Raw genomic sequence first — 21,562 nt, forward strand, 5'->3', positions numbered from 1 at the left:
ACCCAATCGAGGAAACCCCATGGACCGCCAGGACTTCACGCACACGATCCGCACGCAGATGTTCGTCGACGGCCGCTTTTGCGCCGGCGGCGACAGCCGCACGTTCGCCGTTTTCAATCCGGCCACAGGCGCTGAAATCGCCCAGGTGCCGGACGCCGCCGATGCCGACATCGACGCGGCCGTCACCGCCGCGCGCCGCGCCTTCGAGGCCGGCCCGTGGCGCCGCCTGCCGCCCTCCGAGCGCGAGCGCCTGCTCCTGAAGCTCGCCGACCTCGTCGAACGCAACGGCGACGAACTCGCCGCGCTGGAAACGCTCAACCAGGGCAAACTGCTCGGCTTCTCGAAGATGCTCGAAGTGGGCGGCAGCGTGCAATGGCTGCGTTATATGGCGGGCTGGGCCACCAAGATCGAAGGCAGCACCGTCGACCTTTCGCTCGCCTTCCCGCCCGGCGTGCGCTACAACGCCTCCACGCGGCGCGTGCCGGCGGGCGTGGTCGCCGCCATCGTTCCGTGGAATTTCCCTCTGCTGATGGCCGTGTGGAAAATCGCGCCCGCGCTCGCCTGCGGCTGCACCGTCGTGCTCAAGCCCGCCGAGGAAACGCCGCTCACGGCGATCCGCCTGGCCGAACTCGCGCACGAAGCAGGCTTTCCGGCGGGCGTGTTCAACGTCGTCACCGGCCGGGGCGAGACAGCGGGCGCGGCGCTCGTGCGTCATGCGGGCGTGGACAAAGTCACCTTTACGGGCTCCACCGAAGTGGGCCGCATCATCGGCAAGCAGTGCGCGAACGATCTCAAGCGCGTCTCGCTGGAGCTGGGCGGCAAGAGCCCGGTGATCGTGCTCGACGACTGCGACCTGCAACGCGCCGTCGAAGGCGCTGCGGGCGCGATCTTCTTCAACCACGGCCAGGTCTGCACCGCCGGCTCGCGCCTCTATGTGCCGCGCGCGCGCTTCGAGGAAATCGTCGAAGGCGTCGCGCAAGTGGCGCGCAACACCGTGCTCGGCTCGGGCTTCGACGCCGCCACCCAGATGGGGCCGCTCGTCTCCTCGCGCCATCGCGACAAGGTGGCCGGCATGATCGCGCAAGGCCGCGCGGAAGGCGCAGAGATCGTGGCAGGCGGCGGCAACGGCAATCGTGCAGGCTACTTCATCGAGCCCACCGTGATTGCGAACGCCGCCAACCAGCCGCTCACAGTGGTGCGCGAAGAAGTGTTCGGCCCGGTGCTCGTAGCAATGCCTTACGACGACGTGGAAGAAGCCATCGCTGCCGCCAACGCCTCCGAATATGGACTCGGCGCGAGCGTGTGGACCAACCAGCTCGATCGCGCGCTGCGCGTGGTGGATGCGGTGCAGGCCGGCACCGTCTGGGTCAACACGCACAACATGGTGGATCCGGCGCTGCCCTTCGGCGGCTTCAAGGCCTCGGGCATCGGTCGCGAGCACGGCCGCGCCATCATCGATGCCTACACCGAGACGAAGTCGGTCTGCATCGCGTATTGACGTGCAACGCCCGCACCAGCAACACCGTGCGGGCGAGCCGAACCGGGCGCGCCTTGCGCTATCGCGGTGCTAAACTCCGGAGTCGAAGGCGCGACAATATCGCGTCCCGCAGCAGGCAACGACCGGCCAACTGGCCATCCAGTGTCGACGCCCCTTGCGCCTACAACGACTCCACACCATGTATCTCTCGATTCTCGCCGTCGGCCTTGGCGGCGCGCTCGGCTCGCTGCTGCGCTGGGTGCTCAGCCTGCGCCTGAACGCTGCTTTCCCCACGCTGCCGCTCGGCACGCTCGCATCCAACATCCTCGCGGGCTACATCATCGGCGTGTCGCTGGCCGTGTTCGCGCGCCTGCCTGATGTCTCGCCGCAGTGGCGCCTGTTCGTCATCACCGGCTGCATGGGCGGGCTGTCGACGTTCTCGAGTTTCTCCGCCGAAGTGGTCGCGCATCTGCAGCATGGCCGCCTCGGCTGGGCCGCGGGCGAAATCGCGATTCACGTGTGCGCGTCCGTGCTGATGACGATACTCGGCATCGCGACGGTCACCGCGGTGATGCGCTAGCGCGGCATGAATCAGGCTTGCGGCCGGCGATACCCGCCCAGCAGGCCGTGCTTCGAAAACACGTACTGCCAGAGCTGAATGTCACGCGCGCGAAACGCGCCCGCGCACGACAGCAGATAGTAGCGCCACATGCGGTAAAAACGGTGCCCCATTTCGGGCGCGAAACGCGGCCACGCAGCCTCGAAGTTCGCATGCCACGCCATCAGCGTGCGGTCGTAATCGGCGCCGAAATTGTGCAGATCCTCGACGACGAAAAGCCCGCCCGAGGCATCCGCGATCTGGCCGATGGTGGGCAGTTCGCCGTTGGGGAAAATGTATTTGTCGACCCACGGATCGGGCGTGGTGTCGCGGCGGTTCTTGCCGATCGTGTGCAGCAAGACGATGCCGTCGTCGACGAGGCAGCGATGCGCCACTTCCATATAGGTGCGGTAATTCTTGGGCCCGACGTGCTCGAACATGCCCACGCTCGCGATGCGATCGAATTTTTCGTCGAGCAGACGATAGTCCTGCAGACGGAATTCCACGGGCAGGCCTTCGCAGCGCTCGGCGCCCAGCGCGGCCTGCTCCTTCGAGATCGTGACACCCACGCAGGACACACCGTAACGTTCGGCGGCAAACTTCATGAGGCTGCCCCAGCCGCAGCCGATGTCGAGCAGACGCATGCCCGGCTCGAGCCCGAGCTTTCTGCAAATCAAATCGAGCTTGGCTTCCTGCGCTTCGTCCAGCGTCCTCGCGCCGCCCGACCAGTAGCCGCAGGTGTAGGTCATGCGCTTGTCGAGCATGGCCTCATAAAACGCGTTGCCGATATCGTAGTGCTGCTGCCCCACCTTCCACGCGCGGCGCACCGTCTGGCGGTTCATGAGGCGCGCCTTGAGCGCGTGGAAAACCAGCCGGGCGGGATCGATCTGTTCGTCCAGATGCGCACGCAGCACGTGCGCGAAGAATTCGTCGAGCCGATCGCAATCCCACTGATCGTCCATGTACGCCTCGCCCAAGCCGAGGTTGCCGAGCGCGACCACGCGCTCCAGCACCTGCGGATTGTGGATACGCATGTCCCACGGGCGCGTGCCGTTGAGCCTGATGTCGGCGCGCGCAAGCAGTTCGGCGGCGAACCGGGAGGCCCCCGACGCGGTGACTTCACGGACGGGCTGCGGCGGCACGGCGTGCTGCGCGGGCTGGACAGGCTGGGCCGGCCGGGTGGATTGGCTAGATTGAGCGGGTTGAGCTGCTTCGAGATCAGTCGTTGCCATACGTTCTCCGTGTAAACCGGAGTTGGCGCTTTGGCTATCGACCGGAATTGCTTTGGCAATGCCTCCGGTCCCATGCAGAGCTCCTGACTCCGATCCCATGCAAGAGGGTGCTTTCAAGACATTTTTCTTCGTCGCGCACGCTGCGATACCTCTAATGATGCACCCACTTCAAAAAATCTGCAGTAACTCCGACGGACGGCCTGGCGTGGGCGATAATCGACGCTGCGGCACGCAAGCGCCGCGCCCGAGACACTACCGAGGAACCCATGGCTTACGACGACAACAACATCTTCGCGAAACTCCTGCGCGGCGAAATCCCCTCCATCAAGCTGTGCGAGAGCGACGCGGCGCTCGCGATCATGGATGTGATGCCGCAATCCGAGGGCCACGTGCTGGTGCTGCCGAAGGAGCCGGCCGAGGAGATTTACGAGCTCTCGCCCGAAGCGGTGGCCGCCTCGATGGCGATGGTGCAGAAAGTGGCCGCGGCCGTGCGCAAGTCGCTCGCGCCGGACGGGCTGATGATCGCCCAGTTCAACGGCGCGGCGGCGGGTCAGACTGTGCCGCACGTGCACTTTCACCTCATTCCGCGCCGCCGGGGGGAGGAACTGCGACTGCATGCGCGCGATATGGCGGACAAGGCTCAGCTTGAAGTAACGGCGGAGCGGATTCGCGCTGCGCTGTGAGGTGACTGGGTGGCGCGAAGTTTGCAGAGAGCCTCCCCCGCAACGCCCAGACTCTGCTATAATCCGACTCCCGCCGGAGAGATGGATGAGCGGTTTAAGTCGCACGCCTGGAAAGCGTGTATAGGTTAATAGCCTATCGGGGGTTCGAATCCCCCTCTCTCCGCCAGAATGATTTGGCAAAAACCCCGTAAAGTCAACGACTTATGGGGTTTTTTGCTTTTCAACCCAGGAATCCGCTATCGAAGCGTGCGGCTATGAAGCGGGTTAGGGATGCCGAATATAATCCACCAGCGCGATCGAATACTCATCCGGCTTCTTATCAACCAAACTCACGATGATGGTCGCCAGAAACCCCGCCGGCACCCCAAACACCCCCGAGCTAATCGGCTCGATCCCAAACCAGCGCGCCCCCTCGAACCCCGTGATCTGCGTAAAAAACGGATACGTCGAGACAATGTAATAGACGCACACCGCCAGCCCCGCCACCATCCCCGCCACCGCGCCCAGCCGTGTCGTGCGCTTCCAGAACACGCCCAGCACGAGCACCGGAAACAGGCTCGACGCCGCCAGCGAAAACGCCGCCCCCACCAGAAATAGAATATTTCCCGCATTGAGCGAAGCCACCCACGAAGCAAACAAGGCCACGCCCAGCAGCAGAATCTTCGACATGGTCACGCGCCGCTGGCTCGACGCATTCGGGTCCACCATGTGGTAGTACACATCGTGCGAGAGCACGTTCGAGATCGTGAGCAGCAGCCCATCCGCCGTGGAAAGCGCCGCCGCGAGCGCGCCCGAGGCCACGAGCCCCGACATCACATACGGCAGCCCCGCAATCTCCGGCGCGGCCAGCACCACCATATCCGGCTGCATCTGAATATCGCTCCAATGCACGATGCCGTCGCCGTTGATATCGGCAATGCCGATCATGGTCGGCTCCATGCGCCGCCATTGCATCACCCAATGCGGCAAATCGGCGAAATGCAGCCCCGTGAGGTGCGAAAGGATCTCGAACTTGATGAGCACCGCCAGCACCGGCACCGTCAAATAGAACAGCGCGACGAAGAACAGCGTCCATCCCACCGAGCGCCGCGCCGACGCCACCGATGTCGTCGTGTTGTAGCGCGTAAGAATGTGAGGCAGGCTCGCCGTGCCGAGCGATAGGCACAGCAGCAGCGACAGAAAATTGCGTTCGTGAATGCGCCGCGCTTCGTCGCTATCGGCGGGAAACGGTTCATGCATCGGCACGGGGGGCGCGGCGCGCGCGAGCAGGTCATCGCGCTGCTGCGTCCACGCCACGCGTGCGGCTTCGGGGTCGCGCGGGAAACGCTCGATTTCGCGCTCGAGCGAATCGATCTCGCGCAGCGGGCCATTGTGGCGGCGCATGTTCGCGAGCGCATCGACGAGGCGCGTCCTCTCTTCCGTGTACGACTGCGGCAGCGCATCGAGCCGCGATTGCCAGAGCGCGGCTCGATGCGCGTACTCGTCGCGCACGTTGGTCTCCGCGCTGGTGTCGCGCACTTCCCGCTCGAGCGTCTCCACGCGCTGCATTACCTTGCCGTAATCGAATTGCGGCAGCCAGCCCAGGCCATTTCGATGCGCGATCAACGAAACCGGGATCAGCATCGCCGCGATCAGGATGATGTATTGCGCCACCTGGGTCCACGTGACCGCGCGCATGCCGCCCAGAAATGAGCACACGAGAATGCCGGCGAGCCCGCAAAAGATGCCAATGGCGAAGTCGACGCCGATGAAGCGCACCGCGATCAGCCCCACGCCCTGGATCTGCGCGACGAGATAGACGAACGAGCAGATGATGGTGGCCAGCACGGCGAGCGCGCGCACGAGGTTGCTGGAGAAGCGCGTGCCGAGGAAGTCCGCGATGGTATAGCGCGCGAGCTTGCGCACGTAGGGCGCGAGCAGGAATGCGACGAGGCAGTAGCCGCCCGTCCACCCCATCAGGTAAGCGAGGCCGTCGTAGCCGCTTGCGTAGAGCGAGCCCGCGAGGCCGATGAACGAGGCTGCCGAGAGCCAGTCCGCGGCCGTCGCCATGCCGTTGAAGAACGATGGCACGCGGCGTCCCGCGACGTAGTACTCGACGAGATCCGAGGTGCGCGAGAGCAGCCCGATGACGGCGTAGACCGCAATCGGCACGAACAGGAACACGTAGCCGATCCACATGCCGGGGCCGGTGGCAAGCTCGATGCGCCACATCACGAAGATGAAGCCGAGAAAGCCGAGCATATAGAGCGCGTAGGAGCGGATCAGCCGGTGCGCGAGCCTCATCGTTGCTGCGCCTGACTGGCCTCGCGAATGGCCGCATCGGCTTCACGCGCGGCCTGCAGTTCGCGGTCGGCGCGCTGCATCAGCACGATGTAGAGCGCCACGAGCCCGATATAAACGAGGATCGCCCCTTGCGCGCCGATATAAAACGGCAGGCTGAAGCCCGCGAAGCGCACGCTGTCGAGCGCGCGCGCGAACAGCGGCACGACGAACGACACCGCAAAGCCGATGCTCATGAGCACAACGATCAGCACGAGGTTCAAGCGCCAGTAGCGCCGATGCGCGAGCGCCATCGCCTCGCTCACCGGCGGCGGCTCGGGCAAGGCGTTGAGGTTGTTTTTTGGAGGAGTATCTGACGCGGCCATGCGCTTGTGTAGCAAAAACGCGCGTGGCCGGCAATCGGGGACATCCGGCCTTGCCGGGATCGGATCGAGTGCATTAGCACCCGATCCGTCAATCAAGCAACGCTCAAAGCGCCTCGCCAAGCTGATCGAGAATCGCCGGGTTTTCCAGCGTGGAGACGTCCTGGGTGATCGCCTCGCCCTTCGCGAGCGAGCGCAAGAGGCGCCGCATGATCTTGCCCGAGCGCGTCTTCGGCAGGTTCTCGCCGAAGCGGATGTCCTTCGGTTTCGCGATCGGCCCGATCTCCTTGCCCACCCACGCGCGCAGTTCTGCGGCGAGCTTCACCGCATCGTCGCCGTGCGGGCGCGCGGCCTTGAGCACCACGAACGCCACCACGGCTTCGCCGGTCGTGTCGTCGGGGCGCCCCACCACGGCGGCTTCGGCCACCAGCGGGTTCGCCACCAGCGCCGACTCGATCTCCATCGTGCCCAGGCGGTGGCCCGAGACGTTCAGCACGTCGTCGATGCGGCCCATGATCGTGAAGTAGCCGGTTTCCTTGTCGCGCACGCTGCCGTCGCCCGCGAGGTACAGCTTGCCGCCGAGTTCCTCGGGGAAGTAGCCCGACCTGTAGCGCTCAGGCTGCCCCCACACGTTGCGGATCATCGCGGGCCACGGGCGCTTCACCACGAGAATGCCGCCCTGCCCGTTGGGCACGTCCTGGCCCGTTTCGTCGACGATCGCCGCCATGATGCCCGGCAGCGGCAGCGTGCACGAGCCCGGCACGAGCGGCGTCGCGCCCGGCAGCGGCGTGATCATGTGGCCGCCGGTTTCGGTCTGCCACCACGTGTCGACGATCGGGCAGCGCTTGCCGCCCACGTTCTCGTAGTACCACATCCATGCTTCGGGGTTGATCGGCTCGCCCACCGTGCCGAGGATGCGCAGCGATGTGAGGTCATAGCTCTTCGGATGCACCTTCGCATCGGCTTCCGCGGACTTGATGAGCGAGCGGATGGCCGTGGGCGCGGTATAGAACACCGTGACCTTGTGCTTCTGGATCATCTCCCAGAAGCGGCCCGCGTTCGGGTACGTGGGGATGCCCTCGAACATGACCTGCGTCGCGCCGATCGTGAGCGGCCCGTAGGCGATATAGCTGTGGCCCGTGACCCAGCCGATGTCGGCCGTGCACCAGAACACGTCCGAGGGCTTGTGATCGAAGGTCCACTTCATCGTTTGCGCGGCCCACAGCAGATAGCCGCCGGTGCTGTGCTGCACGCCCTTGGGCTTGCCGGTCGAGCCCGACGTATAGAGGATGAAGAGCGGATGCTCGGCGCTCACCGGCACCGGCGGGCAGGTCTCGCTCTCGACTTGCGAGAGTTCGTGCATCCAGTGGTCGCGGCCTTCGGTCCAGCCGACCTTGCCGCCCGTGCGCCTGTAGACGATCACGCTTTTCACGGCTTCGCAGCCGCCCATGGCGATGGCTTCGTCGGCGATGTTCTTCAGCGGCAGCGCCTTGCCGCCGCGCATCTGCTCGTCGGCGGTGATGAGCGCGACCGCGCCCACGTCCACCATGCGTTCGTTGAGCGACTTCGACGAGAAGCCGCCGAACACCACCGAGTGCGTCGCGCCGATGCGTGCGCAGGCCTGCATCGCCACCACGCCTTCAACCGACATCGGCATGTAGATGACCACGCGGTCGCCCTGCTTCACGCCGCGTTTTTTCAAGGCGTTGGCGAAGCGCGAGACGCGCGAGAGCAGGTCCTGGTAGGTCACGTTGGTGACGGTGCCGTCGTCGGCTTCGAAGATGATCGCGACGCGCTCGCCGTTGCCCGCTTCCACGTGGCGGTCGAGGCTGTTGTACGAGGCGTTGAGCTCGCCGTCCTCGAACCAGGTGTAGAACGGCGCCTTCGACTCGTCGAGCACCTTCGTGAAGGGCTTTTGCCACGTCAGCGTTTCGCGCGCGAGACGCGCCCAGAAACCCTCGTAATCGCGTTCGGCTTCGGCGCACAAAGCCTTGTATGCGTCCATGCCGGACACCGTAGCGTCCGCCACCGTTTGCGCGGACGGCGCAAACACGCGATGTTCCTGAAGAACCGATTCAATCGCAGACATCGACAACCCCTTGGTGAAGATGAAACGTCAAACTCGTGGACGCGCGCAGGATCTTCGATACCTGCCGCGCGCCGTCTCCTTGCGCCGCCACGCCATGGCTCCGATGTTCTGATGCACCGGCGTGAATGTGGCATTTTTCATTCCCGCGGCCGGGCTTCCCGGCACGCCTCGCGTTGCATGAGTCCGCGCGCGAACTCACGCACGCAAGGTTAAACATGGCAACTTACCCGCTACTTACGCGCACCGCCGCGCGATGACAGTCAGTAAAAGTTAAGCGGACATTTAGAATGCTAACTGATCTGTGTGCCCGGATTCCAGCTTGAACCGCTATTCCTTTTTCCTCGTCGCCGCGATGCTGCTGGTGGGCAGCAATGTCGGCATCGGCAAAACAATCGTTGCGTTTCTGCCTGTTCCGATGTTCGCGCTGCTGCGCTTCGTCATCGCGCTCGCGGTGCTCTGGCCCCTGCTGCGCGTCGCGCGCATGCGGCGCGTGAAGCGCGGCGAATGGCTCAATCTGTTCCTTCAGGCCCTCTTCGGTACATTCGGGTTTACGCTGTTGATGCTCGGCGGCGTGCATCGCACGAGCGCGGTTGCCGCCGGTGTCATCACCAGCACGATCCCTGCGGTGGTCGCGCTGTTCTCGTGGCTGTTCCTGCGCGAGCGACCCGACGCACGGGCGTTCGCTTCGATTGCGCTCGCCATCGCGGGCATTGCCGTCATCAATCTCGCGCATGCGGGCAGCGGCGCGCAAAACGCCGGATCGTTCGATGACAACTTCGCGGGCAACCTGATGGTGCTGGGCGCGGTGTGCTGCGAATCGTTCTACGTGATCCTTTCGCGCCGCCTCACGCAAACGCTCGCTCCGCTCGAAATCTGCGCCTACACCCACCTGTTCGGCTTCTTGCTGATGCTGCCGGTCGGGCTGCCGGGCATGGTGTCGTTCGTCATGTCGAGCGCTCATGCAAGCGTGCCCGCGAGCGTCTGGGCCCTCGTGATCTGGTATGGGCTCTCGGCCAGCGTGTTCTCGTTCTGCCTCTGGATGATGGGCATCCGCCACGTGCCGGGCAGCGTCGCGGGCGTGTTTTCCGCTGTGCTGCCGGTAGCCGCGGCGCTATACGGCATCGCCTTTCTCGGCGAGCGGCCCACGCCCGCGCACGGCATCGCGCTGGCCTGCGTGATCGGCGGCATCGCGCTCGCGAGCCTCAAGATCCGCCGGCCGCCGCCCGTGGCGTCGTAATTATTCTGTAAGGACGACCTGCCGGCATCGCGGCGAAGCGGCGCGCCGACGCGTTACAATGACGCCCGCCCGGCCCTCCCGGCCACAGGTTTGCGCCCGATTTTCGCCACTCCAGAAACATCCATGTCCGCTGCACGCCATCAGCCGCCTTCCGCCGCTCGTCCCCGCCGCATGGGCCTGCTGCCCAGCATCATCTTCATGAGCCGCTGGCTCCAGGTGCCGCTCTATCTCGGGCTGATCGTCGGACAAACCGTCTATTGCGTGCTGTTCGTGAAGGAAGTCTGGCACCTCGTGAGCCATGCCATGTCGCTCGACGAGACCAGCATCATGCTCGCCGTGCTCGGCCTGATCGACGTGGTGATGATCTCGAACCTGCTGATCATGGTGATCGTGGGCGGCTACGAAACCTTCGTTTCGCGCATGGGCCTCGAAGGCCATCCCGACGAGCCCGAATGGCTCGACCACGTGAACGCCGGCGTGCTCAAGGTGAAGCTCGCGATGGCGCTCATCAGCATTTCGTCGATACATCTGCTGAAAACCTTCATCAATCCCGATGCGGTGTCCGAGCGCACGGTGATCTGGCAAGTGGCGATTCACATCGCCTTCCTGCTCTCCGCGCTCGTGATGGCGTGGATCGACCGCATCACCACGCATACGCACCCCGAGCACTATCACGACCTCGCCGCGCGCCATCCGGCGCCGCAAGGCACCGTGGTGCGCGAGGCCGCAACGTCGGAATAGCCACCCGGCGCGCCGCATCCACGCTTGCACGATTTACACGATTCGAAACCCCACTGTCCCCACAGAAGCCAGCCATGACCGTCATCAAACAGGAAGACCTGATCCAGAGCATTGCGGATTCGCTGCAATACATCAGCTACTACCATCCGCAGGATTACATCGAGGCGCTCGGCCGCGCGTACGAGCTCGAACAGAGCCCGGCCGCGAAGGACGCGATCGCGCAGATCCTCACGAACAGCCGCATGTGCGCTGAAGGTAAGCGCCCGATCTGCCAGGACACCGGCATCGTCACGATCTTCGTGAAGGTCGGCATGGATGTGCGCTGGGACGGCGCCACGATGGGCGTGACCGACATGATCAACGAAGGCGTGCGCCGCGGTTACCTCAACCCGGACAACGTGCTGCGCGCCTCGATCGTTTCGCCGCCCGAAGGCGGCCGCAAGAACACGAAGGACAACACGCCTGCCGTGATCCACTACGAGATCGTGCCGGGCGACAAGGTCGACGTGCAGGTTGCGGCCAAGGGCGGCGGCTCGGAGAACAAGTCGAAGTTCGTGATGCTGAACCCGTCCGACTCGATCGTCGACTGGGTGCTCAAGACCGTGCCGACGATGGGCGCGGGCTGGTGCCCGCCGGGCATGCTCGGCATCGGCATCGGCGGCACCGCTGAAAAAGCGATGCTGATGGCGAAGGAATCGTTGATGGAGTCCATCGACATTCAGGACATCATCAAGCGCGGCCCGAAGGACTGGGTCGAAGAGCTGCGCGTCGAACTGCACGAGAAGGTCAACGCGCTCGGCATCGGCGCGCAGGGTCTGGGCGGTCTCGCCACCGTGCTCGACGTGAAGATTCACGCAGCGCCCACGCACGCGGCTTCGAAGCCCGTTGCGATGATCCCGAACTGCGCCGCCACGCGTCACGCGCACTTCGTGCTCGACGGCTCGGGTCCCGCGAAGCTCGAAGCGCCCTCGCTCGACGCCTGGCCGAAGGTCAACTGGGAGCCGAACACGGAAACCAGCAAGCGCGTCGATCTGAACACGCTCACGCCCGAAGAAGTGGCTTCGTGGAAGCCGGGCCAGACGCTGCTGCTCTCGGGCAAGATGCTCACGGGCCGCGACGCGGCGCACAAGCGCATCGCCGACATGCTCGCCAAGGGCGAGAAGCTGCCGGTGGACTTCAAGAACCGCGTGATCTACTACGTGGGCCCGGTCGATCCGGTGCGCGACGAAGTGGTTGGCCCGGCAGGCCCCACCACCGCCACCCGCATGGACAAGTTCACCGAGCTGATGCTCTCGCAAACGGGCCTCATCTCGATGGTGGGCAAGGCCGAGCGCGGCCCCGTGGCGATCGAGGCGATCAAGAAGCACAAGGCCGCGTACCTGATGGCCGTGGGCGGCGCGGCGTACCTCGTTTCGAAGGCGATCCGCGGCTCGAAGGTCCTCGCGTTCGAAGACCTCGGCATGGAAGCCATCTACGAATTCGACGTGCAGGACATGCCGGTGACGGTCGCGGTGGACTCGTCGGGAACCTCGGTCCACAAGACCGGCCCCGCCGAATGGCAAGCGAAGATCGGCAAGATTCCGGTCGCGACGGCTTGATGCACGGCTGATTCAGCCGATGCAAAAAAAACCGGGGCCTGGCGCCCCGGTTTTTTATTGATCGACGTGAAACGGTCTGATTCACGCCCGATTTCCATGCGGATTCGGCCTTGGCTTTTGCGGATCGAGCGTTTATTGTTGGAAACCCGCGTTTGACTCCCGTGGCTAAACCCCGTGGTTGAAAACCGCACGCCCCAAAAAGGACGGAACATCATGCAAGGCGATAAAAAAGTCATCGAATACCTGAACGCGCAGCTCAAGAACGAGCTGACCGCCATCAATCAGTATTTCCTGCATGCGCGCATGTACAAGCACTGGGGCCTCGAAAAGCTCGGCAAGCACGAGTACGACGAGTCGATCGGCGAAATGAAGCATGCCGACCTGCTCATCGAGCGCGTTTTCATGCTCGACGGCCTGCCCAATCTGCAAGACCTGCACAAGCTGCTGATCGGCGAGGAAACCAAGGAAGTCCTCGAATGCGATCTGAAGCTCGAGCAGATTTCTCAGACCACCTGCAAGGAAGCCATCGCCTACTGCGAATCGGTGCGCGACTTCGTCTCGCGCGAGATTTTCGTGACGATCCTCAACGACACTGAAGAACACATCGACTGGCTCGAAACCCAGCTCGATCTCATCGACAAGGTCGGCATCCAGAACTATCAGCAATCGGCGATGGGTTCCGCGCAATCCTGATCACTCACTTGAACGCTCCGGCTTCTTCCTGCGCCGCGCCCATCGGCATCTTCGATTCCGGGCTTGGCGGCCTCTCGGTGCTGCGCGCCGTGCGCGCGCAATTGCCCGCCGAACGCCTCATCTACGTGGCCGACTCGCGCTATGCGCCCTATGGCAAGCGCGACGACGACTTCATCGCCGACCGCACGCTCGCCATTTGCGAATGGCTCGTCGCGCAGGGCGCCAAGGCGCTCGTGGTGGCCTGCAATACCGCCACCGCACAGTCGATCGCGCTCGTGCGCGAGCGGCTCGCGGTCCCGCTCGTGGGCGTGGAGCCCGGCATCAAGCCTGCGGCCGCGCTGTCTAAATCGCGCGTGGCAGGCGTGCTCGCCACCCCGGTGACGCTGCGCAGCGCGCGCTTTCAGGCGCTGGTCGAGCGCCACGCCGCCGATCTGCGCGTGCTGTGCCAGCCGGGCCACGGACTCGTGGAGGCGGTCGAACGCTGCGACGTGAATTCGCCGGCGCTCGTCGAGCTGCTGCGCGGCTATGTGCAGCCGATGCTCGACGCGGGCGCGGACACGCTCGTGCTCGGCTGCACGCACTACCCCTTTCTCGATGCGGCCATCCGCTCGATCGTGGGCGAACGCATGACGCTCGTGGATACGAGCGTGGCGATCGCGCGCCAGCTCGAGCGTGTGCTCGATCAGCATGGATTGCGTGCGCATCCGGCCGACGACGCAGGCGCCAGCGCAGCCGCAGGCACGCCGGCGCGCTTCTGCTCGACCAGCGACGGCGCGCATCTGCGCACGCTTGCGGCGGTCTTGCTCGGCATCGAGGCGCAGGTCGAATGCGTGAGCATCCCCTCGCCGCGCACGCGCGAACCCGAAGTCAACGCCGCCTGAACACCCTCCGGGCCGCCCGCGCCCGGCCCCGCTCCCCGCGCGCGCCTCACTCCAGGCTTCTGCCTTCCAGCCCCATTTCCCGGCAACCCTCCGGGCGCCTGTCCATATTGATCGCACGCAAAACCCGTACTAAGGGTCTGGTTCTGTTACAAAAAATCTGTCTGCATGCTTGCCAAAGCCGGCAAACATAATGATAATAATTCGCATTAACTCTCTTTATTGCGGTCCATCATGATTGTCTGCGTGTGCAAGTCCGTCTCCGACCGAACGATCCGCGCCTCCATCGCGGAAGGCATGGACTCTTTCGACGAGTTGCAGTTCGAACTCGGCGTCGCGACCTGCTGCGGCAAGTGCGAGGAATCCGTGCGCGAAGTGATGGCGCAAAGCGGCGCTTGCGCCACGCACTGCGGCGTGAGCCATGCGCACCCGACAGCCATGCCGCAAGCCGCTCCCCTGACGTTCTACGAGCGCAAGGCCGCCTGATTGCTGCGCCGCGCGCCTCGTCCCTCACCACTGGGGCGCGCGCCTTCGCTGTACCGCTCGCACGCGTTCACGCCAGAGCGCTTTACTGCCCGCCTTACCGCCGACAGCAAGCCAGTTTCACGACCAGCCAGCTAGTCCCCGTGTCCTTTTGAAGAGGAGTGTGCCGGGATGGAATTGCTGATTGGATTCGTGACCACTGTATGCATTTCGCTGTTGATCTTTCGCAAATAAAGCCGCCCGTCGCGAAGCGTTGCCCAGCCTGCGCGCCGTCGCCTTTCGGATGGCCACGCTAACATGCAGGCTTCCCAAACCTCCGCCAACGCGCAAATGCTTCCCGTTTTGCGTCCTTCGGGCACGCAACGCCGCGTCGTGACCGCGTGCGCGATCGTCGTCGCGCTGCACGCCGGACTCATTGCCGTCGCGCTGTACCAACGCAACGCCATCACGCCTGTTTCGCTCGAATCGCGGACCATAACGGCCGAACTGCTCCGGCCCGAACCCGTCGCCGCGCCAGCCGCGATCCAGTCGATGCCCACGCCGCCGCGCCCCACGCCGGTTCAGCGCGTGAGCCGCGAGCAACCCAAGGTCCAGCCCAAACCCAAGCCGACTCCCGCACCGGTGCCGGTCGCCGACGCGCCCTCGCAGCACGTGGTCGAGACGAGCGTGCCCGCCGAACCGGCGCCGCCCATGCCCGCTGCACCCGCTGCACCCGCCGCGCCCGCTCCGGCGCCCGCAACGCAGGCCGCCGCCCCCGCGCAAGGCAAGCCGACGATGGCACATGCCGCGCCCAAAAACGTCTCGCATCTCGACTGCGACATCGTCGAGCCCGACTACCCGATGCTCTCGAAGCGTCGCGGCGAAACTGGCGTGGCCCACGTGCACTTCGTGGTGGGGCTGACCGGCAAGCTCGAAAACATCGAACTAAAGAAGAGCAGCGGCTACAGCCGCCTCGACGACGCCGCGCTAGCCGCGATGCGCAACAGCACCTGCAAGCCGTACATGGAAGACGGTCAGCCAGTGCGCGCGGCCTACACGCAGCCATTCGATTTCAGCCTGCAAAACTAACGACGCAGTCATCTGCGCAGTCATCCGAATTGCACCGTTTAGACGAATTGAAATAGAGGAAAAACCATGCAGAACTACGGTATCGCCCACGTCTGGGCGCAAGGGGATTTCGTGACGCGCGGCATCGCGCTCGCGCTGCTGATCATGTCGGTGCTGTCGTGGTGCGTGATCGTCGTGAAGGGCTGGAACGTCGCGCGCCTGAAGCGCCTCACGAAGAACGCCGAGACCTCGTTCTGGCATTCGGACGATCTCGCCGAAGGCGTGAAAAAGCTCGGTAGCGGCACGCGCGAAGACAACCCGTTCCTCGCGCTCGCGCTCTCGGGCCAGGAAGCCGCCGAGCATCATCATCAGACGCAGCCGCATCTGCACGATCGCATGGACGTCTCGGACTGGATCACGCGCTGCCTGAAGGACACCATGGACGACTCGATCGCGAAGATGCAATCGGGCCTTGCGATCCTCGCCTCGATCGGCAGCACGGCGCCGTTCGTCGGCCTGTTCGGCACGGTGTGGGGCATCTATCACGCGCTGCTGACCATCGGCGCGACGGGCCAGACGTCGATCGACGCGGTGGCGGGCCCGGTGGGCGAAGCGCTGATCATGACCGCATTCGGCCTGTTCGTCGCGATTCCCGCCGTGCTCGGCTACAACGCGCTCACGCGCGCCAACAAGTCGGTCGTCACGAAGCTCAACCGCTTCGCGCACGGCCTGCATGCGTTCTTCGTGACGGGCGCGCGCCTGTCGTCGACGGCGAAGGGTGGCAATCTGCGCGTCGCCGCGCGCAACCACTAATCGAGCGGAGGCCAGCAACATGGCGATGAGCCCCTTTGCCAGCGACGATGACGACGGCCTGATGAACGAGATCAACATGACGCCGCTCGTCGACGTCATGTTGGTTCTCCTGATCGTCTTCATGGTGACGATTCCCGTGATCCGCCACGCCGTGAAGATCGACCTTCCGCATGCGAGCAGCCAGAAGGAAGACGCGAGGCCCGCGCAGATCAACCTCGCGATCGAGGCGGACGGCACGGTGCTGTGGGACGGCGCGGCCGTCGACGCCGACGCGCTCAAGACGAAGATCGCCGCAGCGGCGCAACAGCAGCCGCAGCCCGAGCTGCACCTGAACGCGGACCGCAAGGTCGCTTACGAAAAAGTCGCGCAGGTGATGTCGGCCGCGCAGAGCGGCGGCCTGACCAAACTCGGCTTCGTCACCGATCCCGCCCGCCATTAAGTGGTCGATGAGCGCGCGGAATCGAAGCAACCGGAGACTTCGAAGTCCAAAGTAAAAGGCCCTCATCGTCAGATGAGGGCCTTTTTTCGTGCGCACGCGGCGCATTCGGGCGGTGGCGACGATCCCCGACAATCGTTCGGTTCACATCGGCACATGCGACTTGCCGTGATCGACACGGACTGCGCTTTCAGCCCTGAAGGCTCGCTATGATAGCGGCCATCAATTCCCGCACAAGACCGGTGCTTGGCGAGAGGGATTTCAATATATTCCTCTCGCCGTCCACGTTCAATACTTCGGCCATTGAAAGTAACGATTGCCGGCGGCGCTTAAATGCCTAAACACAAACGGCGCACAAGCAAGGCACCAGCGAGCCACAAAGAGCCCATTTCGCACTATGCGCATCGGCTCGAAATTCGCGCACGCGCAAGCGCGTACATGTTCGCAAAGCTCGTGCTTTCACGTGCGACTCGCCGCGCACATCTCAAACCGTTTCGCTCTTGCGCACAGCCTTCGCTGGCGCCACGCTGCTCCCCTTACCCTGCTCCATCAGCGCGACCACGTCGCTCCTGAGCGGGCATTCCTGCTGCAGGCCCTGCCCCGAATCGAGCACTTCGACCAGATAGTCAACGAACGCGCGCACGGCGGGAACCATGCCCTGGCGCGAGAGAAATACCGCATAAAGCTGCGGCACCGGCAGCGTCCAGCCCGGCATCACCGGCGAGAGCTTGCCGGTGCGCAGCGCGGCGCCATACATCATTTCCGGCATCGCCGCGATGCCGAGGCCGGCCAGCACGGCTTCGCGAATGATCGTGAGGTCGGCGGTAATGAGCCTTGGCTCGTGCTCGTGCGCGTGATGCGTGCCGTCCGGCGCGATCAGGTGGTACACGTGGCGGCCATCGCTCGTGGGCGTGTCGAGGGTCTCGAAGCGCGCGAGGTCCTCGGGCGCGAGCGGCGGCGCGTTCTGCGCGAGCAGGCTGGGCGCGCCCACCAGCATCTGCTCGGTGCGCCAGAGCGGCCGCACCACGATATTGGCGTTCTCCGGCGGCTCCGAGCGCACGCGCAAGGCGATATCGACCGAGTCTTCGAAAAGGTCGATCACGCGGTTCGTCACGCGCATCACCACCCGCACTTCAGGGTAGCGATGCATGAACTCGGGAATGATTTGCGAAAAGATGGTTTGCGACAGCGTGACCGGCACGCTCACGCGCACCGTGCCGCGCGGCGATGAACGCAGCGACTGAACGACGTTCACCGCGGCCTGCGCCTCCGAGAGCATCGCGCGGCAATGCTGGTAGAACAGCTCGCCGGCCTCGGTAAGCGCGAGCTTGCGCGTGGAACGCTGCAACAGACGCACGCCGAGCGACGCCTCCAGTTCGCTCACCCGCCGCGACAGGCGCGACTTCGAAATGCCGAGCACGCGTTCGGCCGCCGAGAATCCGCCGTGCTCCACCACCTGCGAGAAGTACATCAGGTCGTTCAGGTTGTGCGAATCGATTTGCATGTCGTCGTTCCAGCGATGGGACAATCCATTGCGATCAGGCCGCCAAACAGGCCAAATCGGCTACCTATAATAGCGGTTTGTTTCGCATATCGCGTAATTCCCATTTTTTCGAGGTGATATCCATGTCGGCCGTCCGCTCGATCGCCCACGTCTTTCCCGCCGTTCGCACCACCGAGGGCGGTGGCTTCATCGTCAACCGGCCCTTCCCCACCCGCCAGCTAATGGATTTCGACCCGTTCCTGCTGCTCGACGAGATGGGCCCGGTCGACTATGCGCCGGGTGCGGCGAAGGGCGCGCCCGATCATCCGCACCGGGGCTTCGAGACGGTCACCTATATGCTCGAGGGCCGCTCGGGCCACAAGGACTCGGCCGGCCATTCGGGCACGCTCGCGCCCGGCGATGTGCAATGGATGACGGCGGGCGCGGGCGTGGTCCACAGCGAAATGCCCGACCCCGAATTCGTCCGCACGGGCGGCCGCATGCATGGGCTGCAGTTGTGGGTGAACCTGCCCGCCAGCGACAAGATGATCGCGCCGCGTTATCAGGAGATGCCGCACGCGCGGATTCCGCAGGGCCGCTCGGCGGATGGCCGCGCCACGGTCAAGGTGATTGCCGGCGAGTCGCTGGGCGCCACGGCGGCCATCGAGACGCGCACGCCCATCCTGTATTTGCACTTCACGCTTGCGCCCGGCGCGCGCGTCGAGCAGCCCGTGCCCGCGGGCTGGAACGTGTTCGCCTACGGTCTTTCCGGCACGGCGCAATACGGGGCGAATGGCGAGGCGATCGGCGCGCAGCACATGGTGGCGTTCGCCGACGATGGGGACACCGTCGCGATTTCCACGCCCGCCGACGCGGCCGAGCCCGCCGAAGTGCTGCTGATCGGCGGCCTGCCGCTTAACGAACCGGTCGTGCGCTACGGCCCGTTCGTGATGAACACCGAGCAGGAGATCCGCGAGGCAGTGCTCGACTATCAGGCTGGGCGCATGGGGCACATCGCGCACTGAGTGCACAGGGAGCGCGCCGGGCGTTTCGAAATTGCGCGGCGCGCATGGTCGACACCTCCGCAACTTGAGCCGCTTTCCGTCACAATAAGACTTTCCATGCCGCGCCCGACGGGCTGCGGCGTGTTCCCTTTCAACCGTTCCGTCCGCGAGGAGCGCATGGCCGAAACCGCAGTCACCGCACAGATTGGCTCGACCAACTACAAGGTTCAGTTCGACGATGGCACTCACACGTGGTTCGCCGACGAACCGGCATCGGCCGGCGGCGGCGACAGCGGTCCTTCGCCCTTTGCCCTGCTGCTGTCGAGCCTCGGCGCCTGCACTTCGATCACGCTGAAGATGTATGCGCAAAGAAAAGAGTGGCCGCTCAAAGGCGTGCGCGTGAAGCTGTCGATGCAAACCGGCAGCGAAGGCACCACGATCGATCGCCAGATCGCGCTCGATGGCGCACTCTCGAACGAGCAGCGCGAGCGTCTGCTGCAGATCGCCAACGCATGTCCGGTCCACAAGGTCCTGACGAATACGATCACGATCCGCTCGGGGCTTGTCGCCGCATGAGCGGCGACGGACGGAAACAGCCACAAGAAGGCCGCGCCTTGAATTTCGAACACCTCATCCAGATCAACGACCCGCTCAACCCGCTCGTCCTGCCCATGACGCGCGAGCAGCTTTGGGAAGGTCTCGTGCTACGCGCCGAGCAGCCGCAGCTTTTCGTGATCGGTCTCGACGACTGCACGATCCTTTCGCGCGAAGGCAATACGCTCGAACGTGAGCTGCATTACGGCCAGGCCACGGTGCGCGACCGCGTCACGCTCACGCCGAACGACAACGTGCGTTACGACATCCTCCCGACTGCGGACTACGTGGGCGGCTCGCTCACGATGACGATCGAGCAGCCCGACGAGTTGCAGTTGTTCCTGCGCTTCGAGTACCGCACGACGCTGCCGACCGCCGATACGGAAGACGACCGCCAGACCTCGGAGATCGTGAAGTCGGCGTATCGCGAGTCGGATATCGACACCGTGCGGCTCATTCGTCAGTACGTGCAGGGGCTGGGCGAACCGGAAGCGCCGCTGCACTGAGCGGCTGTACTGAGCGGCTGTACTGAGCGGCTGTACTGAGCGGCTGTACCGAGCGGCCGCACTGAGTTGCCGCACTGAGTTGCAGCACACTCCTCGCCACGCGCCCGGCTAGATGCCGGGCGTCGTCTTTTGTGAGCCAAGCTATCGACACAGGATTTCGATGAGTTTCTCGATATTGCAAATGGGAACGATTATCATTTAATATGAACTCATCGAATCGAGATCCAACCCCGTCACGCTCATGACCGAATTCAACCGCTCGTCGACACTCAGCGTGCGCCGCACTGGCTCCGCCCTCACCGGCACGCAAAAGAGCGCCAGCCCGGCCATCGCAAAGACCCACTCGGCGGCCACGGCCGCCCCGCAAACGGGCGCCGATCGCCCGCTCGCCAGCGCCGCGCTGCTGCAGGGCCGCAGCCACGTGAGCATCGTGCATAACGGCGAGACTTACCAGTTGCGGGCAACGCGGCTCGGCAAGCTGATTCTGACCAAGTGATGTTTTAGTTTTCAGTACCGGGTATTGTGGGGACCGCCTCCACCGAGAGGCGTTGGCATTAGCCAGCAACGACGGCTTGCACGCGAGACTAGACCCCTTCGTTCGTGCATCCCTCCTTCAAGCAGCCGTCGCAGCCAGCCAGGCCGTTTTTTTCCCATGCTCAAACCGTAGCGGCACACGAAGCGTTGTCGCACGAAGCAAAAAAGCAGAAAGCCGCGGACGATTGCCGCGGCTTTCTGCTTTTGCTGTCACACGCGTCATGGCGCGATGATCGCCATGCTTACGTGAGGTTCAGCGCCTTGATGCCCGCCAGTGCAATGGCCGCGTCCTGGTCGGCCTTCACGCCCGAGACGCCCACCGCGCCAATCACGTCGCCGTTCGCGATGATCGGCAAGCCGCCTTCGAGCATGGCCGTGAGCGGCACGCTCAGGAACGCCGTGCGGCCGTCGCGGATCATCTCCTCGAAGAAGCGGCTTTCGCGGCGCCCCAGCGCGGCCGTGCGCGCCTTGCCTGGCGCCACGTCGCTGCTGATCGGCGGCGCGCCGTCGAGGCGACGCAAATACAGCAGATGCCCACCGTCGTCGACGATCGAAATCGTCACCTTCCACTCGTTCGCACGAGCGTGCGCAATAGCCGCATCGGCCACTTTGATCACGTCTTCGTCGGTTAGTACTGCTCTGGTTCGCATACGTGTCTCCGAATAGTCAAAAATGGGTGGCGCACCGCCAGTCCGGCTTTTGAGAGTACACGCACACTCGCGCCGTGGCGCTGCCCTTCTTCGTATACCCGTCATTCGCCATCGACGAAGCTATGCGGCCCGGGTCATCCGGGG

Annotated in this window: 22 protein-coding genes and 1 tRNA gene; 17 read left to right on the plus strand and 6 right to left on the minus strand. The window is 64.4% G+C overall.

Annotation, left to right across the window (positions count from 1 at the left end; genetic code table 11):
- The first annotated feature begins 19 nt into the window (after nt 1–19).
- Nucleotides 20–1,498 carry a phenylacetaldehyde dehydrogenase StyD gene (gene styD, locus P5W98_RS09360; protein WP_421024296.1) on the plus strand — a complete coding sequence of 493 codons (1,479 nt, stop codon included), beginning with the start codon at nt 20–22 and terminating at the stop codon, nt 1,496–1,498.
- A 178-nt stretch (nt 1,499–1,676) separates the two neighbouring features.
- The gene (gene crcB, locus P5W98_RS09365; RefSeq protein ID WP_421024297.1) at nt 1,677–2,057 is read left to right on the plus strand and encodes a fluoride efflux transporter CrcB; all 381 of its coding nucleotides are present in this window, start codon (nt 1,677–1,679) and stop codon (nt 2,055–2,057) included.
- An 11-nt stretch (nt 2,058–2,068) separates the two neighbouring features.
- Here crcB and cfa read toward each other — a convergent pair whose 3' ends face one another.
- Entirely contained in the window at nt 2,069–3,307 is a 1,239-nt protein-coding gene (cfa, locus tag P5W98_RS09370; protein WP_421024298.1) for a cyclopropane fatty acyl phospholipid synthase, read from the minus strand.
- Nucleotides 3,308–3,573: 266 nt separating this feature from the next.
- Here cfa and P5W98_RS09375 point away from each other — a divergent pair, with 266 nt between their 5' ends.
- Nucleotides 3,574–3,990 carry an HIT family protein gene (locus P5W98_RS09375; RefSeq protein ID WP_421024299.1) on the plus strand — a complete coding sequence of 139 codons (417 nt, stop codon included), beginning with the start codon at nt 3,574–3,576 and terminating at the stop codon, nt 3,988–3,990.
- A 75-nt stretch (nt 3,991–4,065) separates the two neighbouring features.
- Nucleotides 4,066–4,156: transfer RNA gene (locus P5W98_RS09380), tRNA-Ser, on the plus strand.
- Nucleotides 4,157–4,254: 98 nt separating this feature from the next.
- Here the strand turns inward: P5W98_RS09380 and P5W98_RS09385 are convergent.
- The 3 genes from P5W98_RS09385 to acs form a co-directional block, all read right to left on the minus strand.
- Nucleotides 4,255–6,273, minus strand: coding sequence for a sodium:solute symporter family protein (locus P5W98_RS09385; protein WP_421024300.1), 2,019 nt, complete (start codon nt 6,271–6,273; stop codon nt 4,255–4,257).
- Nucleotides 6,270–6,635 (minus strand): DUF4212 domain-containing protein, encoded by a 366-nt coding sequence (locus tag P5W98_RS09390; protein WP_421024301.1) that lies wholly within the window; start codon nt 6,633–6,635, stop codon nt 6,270–6,272. Before P5W98_RS09390 ends, P5W98_RS09385 begins: the two co-directional genes overlap by 4 nt.
- A gap of 103 nt (nt 6,636–6,738) precedes the next feature.
- Nucleotides 6,739–8,721 carry an acetate--CoA ligase gene (acs, locus tag P5W98_RS09395; RefSeq protein ID WP_434718054.1) on the minus strand — a complete coding sequence of 661 codons (1,983 nt, stop codon included), beginning with the start codon at nt 8,719–8,721 and terminating at the stop codon, nt 6,739–6,741.
- 319 nt (nt 8,722–9,040) lie between these two features.
- Here acs and P5W98_RS09400 point away from each other — a divergent pair, with 319 nt between their 5' ends.
- From P5W98_RS09400 to P5W98_RS09440, 9 genes are all read left to right on the plus strand, one after another.
- Entirely contained in the window at nt 9,041–9,958 is a 918-nt protein-coding gene (locus P5W98_RS09400; protein WP_421024303.1) for a DMT family transporter, read from the plus strand.
- 123 nt (nt 9,959–10,081) lie between these two features.
- Nucleotides 10,082–10,699 (plus strand): TIGR00645 family protein, encoded by a 618-nt coding sequence (locus tag P5W98_RS09405; RefSeq protein WP_421024304.1) that lies wholly within the window; start codon nt 10,082–10,084, stop codon nt 10,697–10,699.
- A 74-nt stretch (nt 10,700–10,773) separates the two neighbouring features.
- On the plus strand, nt 10,774–12,297 hold the full coding sequence (locus P5W98_RS09410; RefSeq protein WP_421024305.1) for a fumarate hydratase: 1,524 nt from the start codon (nt 10,774–10,776) through the stop codon (nt 12,295–12,297).
- A 213-nt stretch (nt 12,298–12,510) separates the two neighbouring features.
- On the plus strand, nt 12,511–12,990 hold the full coding sequence (gene bfr, locus P5W98_RS09415) for a bacterioferritin (protein WP_421024306.1): 480 nt from the start codon (nt 12,511–12,513) through the stop codon (nt 12,988–12,990).
- An 8-nt stretch (nt 12,991–12,998) separates the two neighbouring features.
- Complete coding sequence (gene murI / locus P5W98_RS09420) at nt 12,999–13,871, plus strand: glutamate racemase (RefSeq protein ID WP_421024307.1); 873 nt, start codon at nt 12,999–13,001, stop codon at nt 13,869–13,871.
- Nucleotides 13,872–14,102: 231 nt separating this feature from the next.
- Nucleotides 14,103–14,354: a (2Fe-2S)-binding protein gene (locus tag P5W98_RS09425; RefSeq protein WP_421024308.1), complete on the plus strand. Its 252-nt coding sequence runs from the start codon at nt 14,103–14,105 to the stop codon at nt 14,352–14,354.
- Between the two features lie 294 nt (nt 14,355–14,648).
- Nucleotides 14,649–15,419 carry a TonB family protein gene (locus tag P5W98_RS09430; protein ID WP_421024309.1) on the plus strand — a complete coding sequence of 257 codons (771 nt, stop codon included), beginning with the start codon at nt 14,649–14,651 and terminating at the stop codon, nt 15,417–15,419.
- 66 nt (nt 15,420–15,485) lie between these two features.
- Complete coding sequence (locus tag P5W98_RS09435) at nt 15,486–16,211, plus strand: MotA/TolQ/ExbB proton channel family protein (RefSeq protein ID WP_421024310.1); 726 nt, start codon at nt 15,486–15,488, stop codon at nt 16,209–16,211.
- Between the two features lie 19 nt (nt 16,212–16,230).
- Nucleotides 16,231–16,650: an ExbD/TolR family protein gene (locus P5W98_RS09440; RefSeq protein ID WP_421024311.1), complete on the plus strand. Its 420-nt coding sequence runs from the start codon at nt 16,231–16,233 to the stop codon at nt 16,648–16,650.
- Nucleotides 16,651–17,131: 481 nt separating this feature from the next.
- Here the strand turns inward: P5W98_RS09440 and P5W98_RS09445 are convergent, their stop codons facing one another.
- The gene (locus P5W98_RS09445; protein ID WP_421024312.1) at nt 17,132–18,151 is read right to left on the minus strand and encodes a LysR family transcriptional regulator; all 1,020 of its coding nucleotides are present in this window, start codon (nt 18,149–18,151) and stop codon (nt 17,132–17,134) included.
- Nucleotides 18,152–18,273: 122 nt separating this feature from the next.
- On the opposite strand from P5W98_RS09445, the gene P5W98_RS09450 reads away from it, so the two are divergent.
- The 4 genes from P5W98_RS09450 (at nt 18,274) to hemP (ending at nt 20,730) form a co-directional block, all read left to right on the plus strand.
- Complete coding sequence (locus tag P5W98_RS09450; RefSeq protein ID WP_421024313.1) at nt 18,274–19,155, plus strand: pirin family protein; 882 nt, start codon at nt 18,274–18,276, stop codon at nt 19,153–19,155.
- Between the two features lie 156 nt (nt 19,156–19,311).
- Entirely contained in the window at nt 19,312–19,710 is a 399-nt protein-coding gene (locus tag P5W98_RS09455) for an OsmC family protein (protein WP_421024314.1), read from the plus strand.
- A gap of 38 nt (nt 19,711–19,748) precedes the next feature.
- The gene (locus tag P5W98_RS09460) at nt 19,749–20,234 is read left to right on the plus strand and encodes an SRPBCC family protein (protein ID WP_035523086.1); all 486 of its coding nucleotides are present in this window, start codon (nt 19,749–19,751) and stop codon (nt 20,232–20,234) included.
- 241 nt (nt 20,235–20,475) lie between these two features.
- Nucleotides 20,476–20,730: a hemin uptake protein HemP gene (gene hemP / locus P5W98_RS09465; RefSeq protein WP_421024315.1), complete on the plus strand. Its 255-nt coding sequence runs from the start codon at nt 20,476–20,478 to the stop codon at nt 20,728–20,730.
- 280 nt (nt 20,731–21,010) lie between these two features.
- Here the strand turns inward: hemP and P5W98_RS09470 are convergent, their stop codons facing one another.
- The gene (locus tag P5W98_RS09470) at nt 21,011–21,418 is read right to left on the minus strand and encodes a GlcG/HbpS family heme-binding protein (protein ID WP_421024316.1); all 408 of its coding nucleotides are present in this window, start codon (nt 21,416–21,418) and stop codon (nt 21,011–21,013) included.
- Between the last annotated feature and the right edge of the window lie 144 nt (nt 21,419–21,562).

Source organism: Paraburkholderia sp. A1BS-2L (genome assembly GCF_051125205.1).
Classification (GTDB): domain Bacteria; phylum Pseudomonadota; class Gammaproteobacteria; order Burkholderiales; family Burkholderiaceae; genus Paraburkholderia.

Bases quoted from the DNA above. Each gene is read 5' to 3' on its own strand.
- bfr (WP_421024306.1), top strand. From the start codon at position 12,511: ATGCAAGGCGATAAAAAAGTCATCGAATACCTGAACGCGCAGCTCAAG.
- styD (WP_421024296.1), top strand. From the start codon at position 20: ATGGACCGCCAGGACTTCACGCACACGATCCGCACGCAGATGTTCGTC.
- P5W98_RS09450 (WP_421024313.1), top strand. From the start codon at position 18,274: ATGTCGGCCGTCCGCTCGATCGCCCACGTCTTTCCCGCCGTTCGCACC.
- acs (WP_434718054.1), bottom strand. From the start codon at position 8,721: ATGTCTGCGATTGAATCGGTTCTTCAGGAACATCGCGTGTTTGCGCCG.
- P5W98_RS09390 (WP_421024301.1), bottom strand. From the start codon at position 6,635: ATGGCCGCGTCAGATACTCCTCCAAAAAACAACCTCAACGCCTTGCCC.
- cfa (WP_421024298.1), bottom strand. From the start codon at position 3,307: ATGGCAACGACTGATCTCGAAGCAGCTCAACCCGCTCAATCTAGCCAA.
- crcB (WP_421024297.1), top strand. From the start codon at position 1,677: ATGTATCTCTCGATTCTCGCCGTCGGCCTTGGCGGCGCGCTCGGCTCG.
- P5W98_RS09375 (WP_421024299.1), top strand. From the start codon at position 3,574: ATGGCTTACGACGACAACAACATCTTCGCGAAACTCCTGCGCGGCGAA.
- P5W98_RS09410 (WP_421024305.1), top strand. From the start codon at position 10,774: ATGACCGTCATCAAACAGGAAGACCTGATCCAGAGCATTGCGGATTCG.
- P5W98_RS09425 (WP_421024308.1), top strand. From the start codon at position 14,103: ATGATTGTCTGCGTGTGCAAGTCCGTCTCCGACCGAACGATCCGCGCC.
- P5W98_RS09435 (WP_421024310.1), top strand. From the start codon at position 15,486: ATGCAGAACTACGGTATCGCCCACGTCTGGGCGCAAGGGGATTTCGTG.
- P5W98_RS09470 (WP_421024316.1), bottom strand. From the start codon at position 21,418: ATGCGAACCAGAGCAGTACTAACCGACGAAGACGTGATCAAAGTGGCC.
- hemP (WP_421024315.1), top strand. From the start codon at position 20,476: ATGACCGAATTCAACCGCTCGTCGACACTCAGCGTGCGCCGCACTGGC.
- P5W98_RS09440 (WP_421024311.1), top strand. From the start codon at position 16,231: ATGGCGATGAGCCCCTTTGCCAGCGACGATGACGACGGCCTGATGAAC.
- P5W98_RS09455 (WP_421024314.1), top strand. From the start codon at position 19,312: ATGGCCGAAACCGCAGTCACCGCACAGATTGGCTCGACCAACTACAAG.
- P5W98_RS09445 (WP_421024312.1), bottom strand. From the start codon at position 18,151: ATGCAAATCGATTCGCACAACCTGAACGACCTGATGTACTTCTCGCAG.
- P5W98_RS09385 (WP_421024300.1), bottom strand. From the start codon at position 6,273: ATGAGGCTCGCGCACCGGCTGATCCGCTCCTACGCGCTCTATATGCTC.
- P5W98_RS09430 (WP_421024309.1), top strand. From the start codon at position 14,649: ATGCAGGCTTCCCAAACCTCCGCCAACGCGCAAATGCTTCCCGTTTTG.
- P5W98_RS09405 (WP_421024304.1), top strand. From the start codon at position 10,082: ATGTCCGCTGCACGCCATCAGCCGCCTTCCGCCGCTCGTCCCCGCCGC.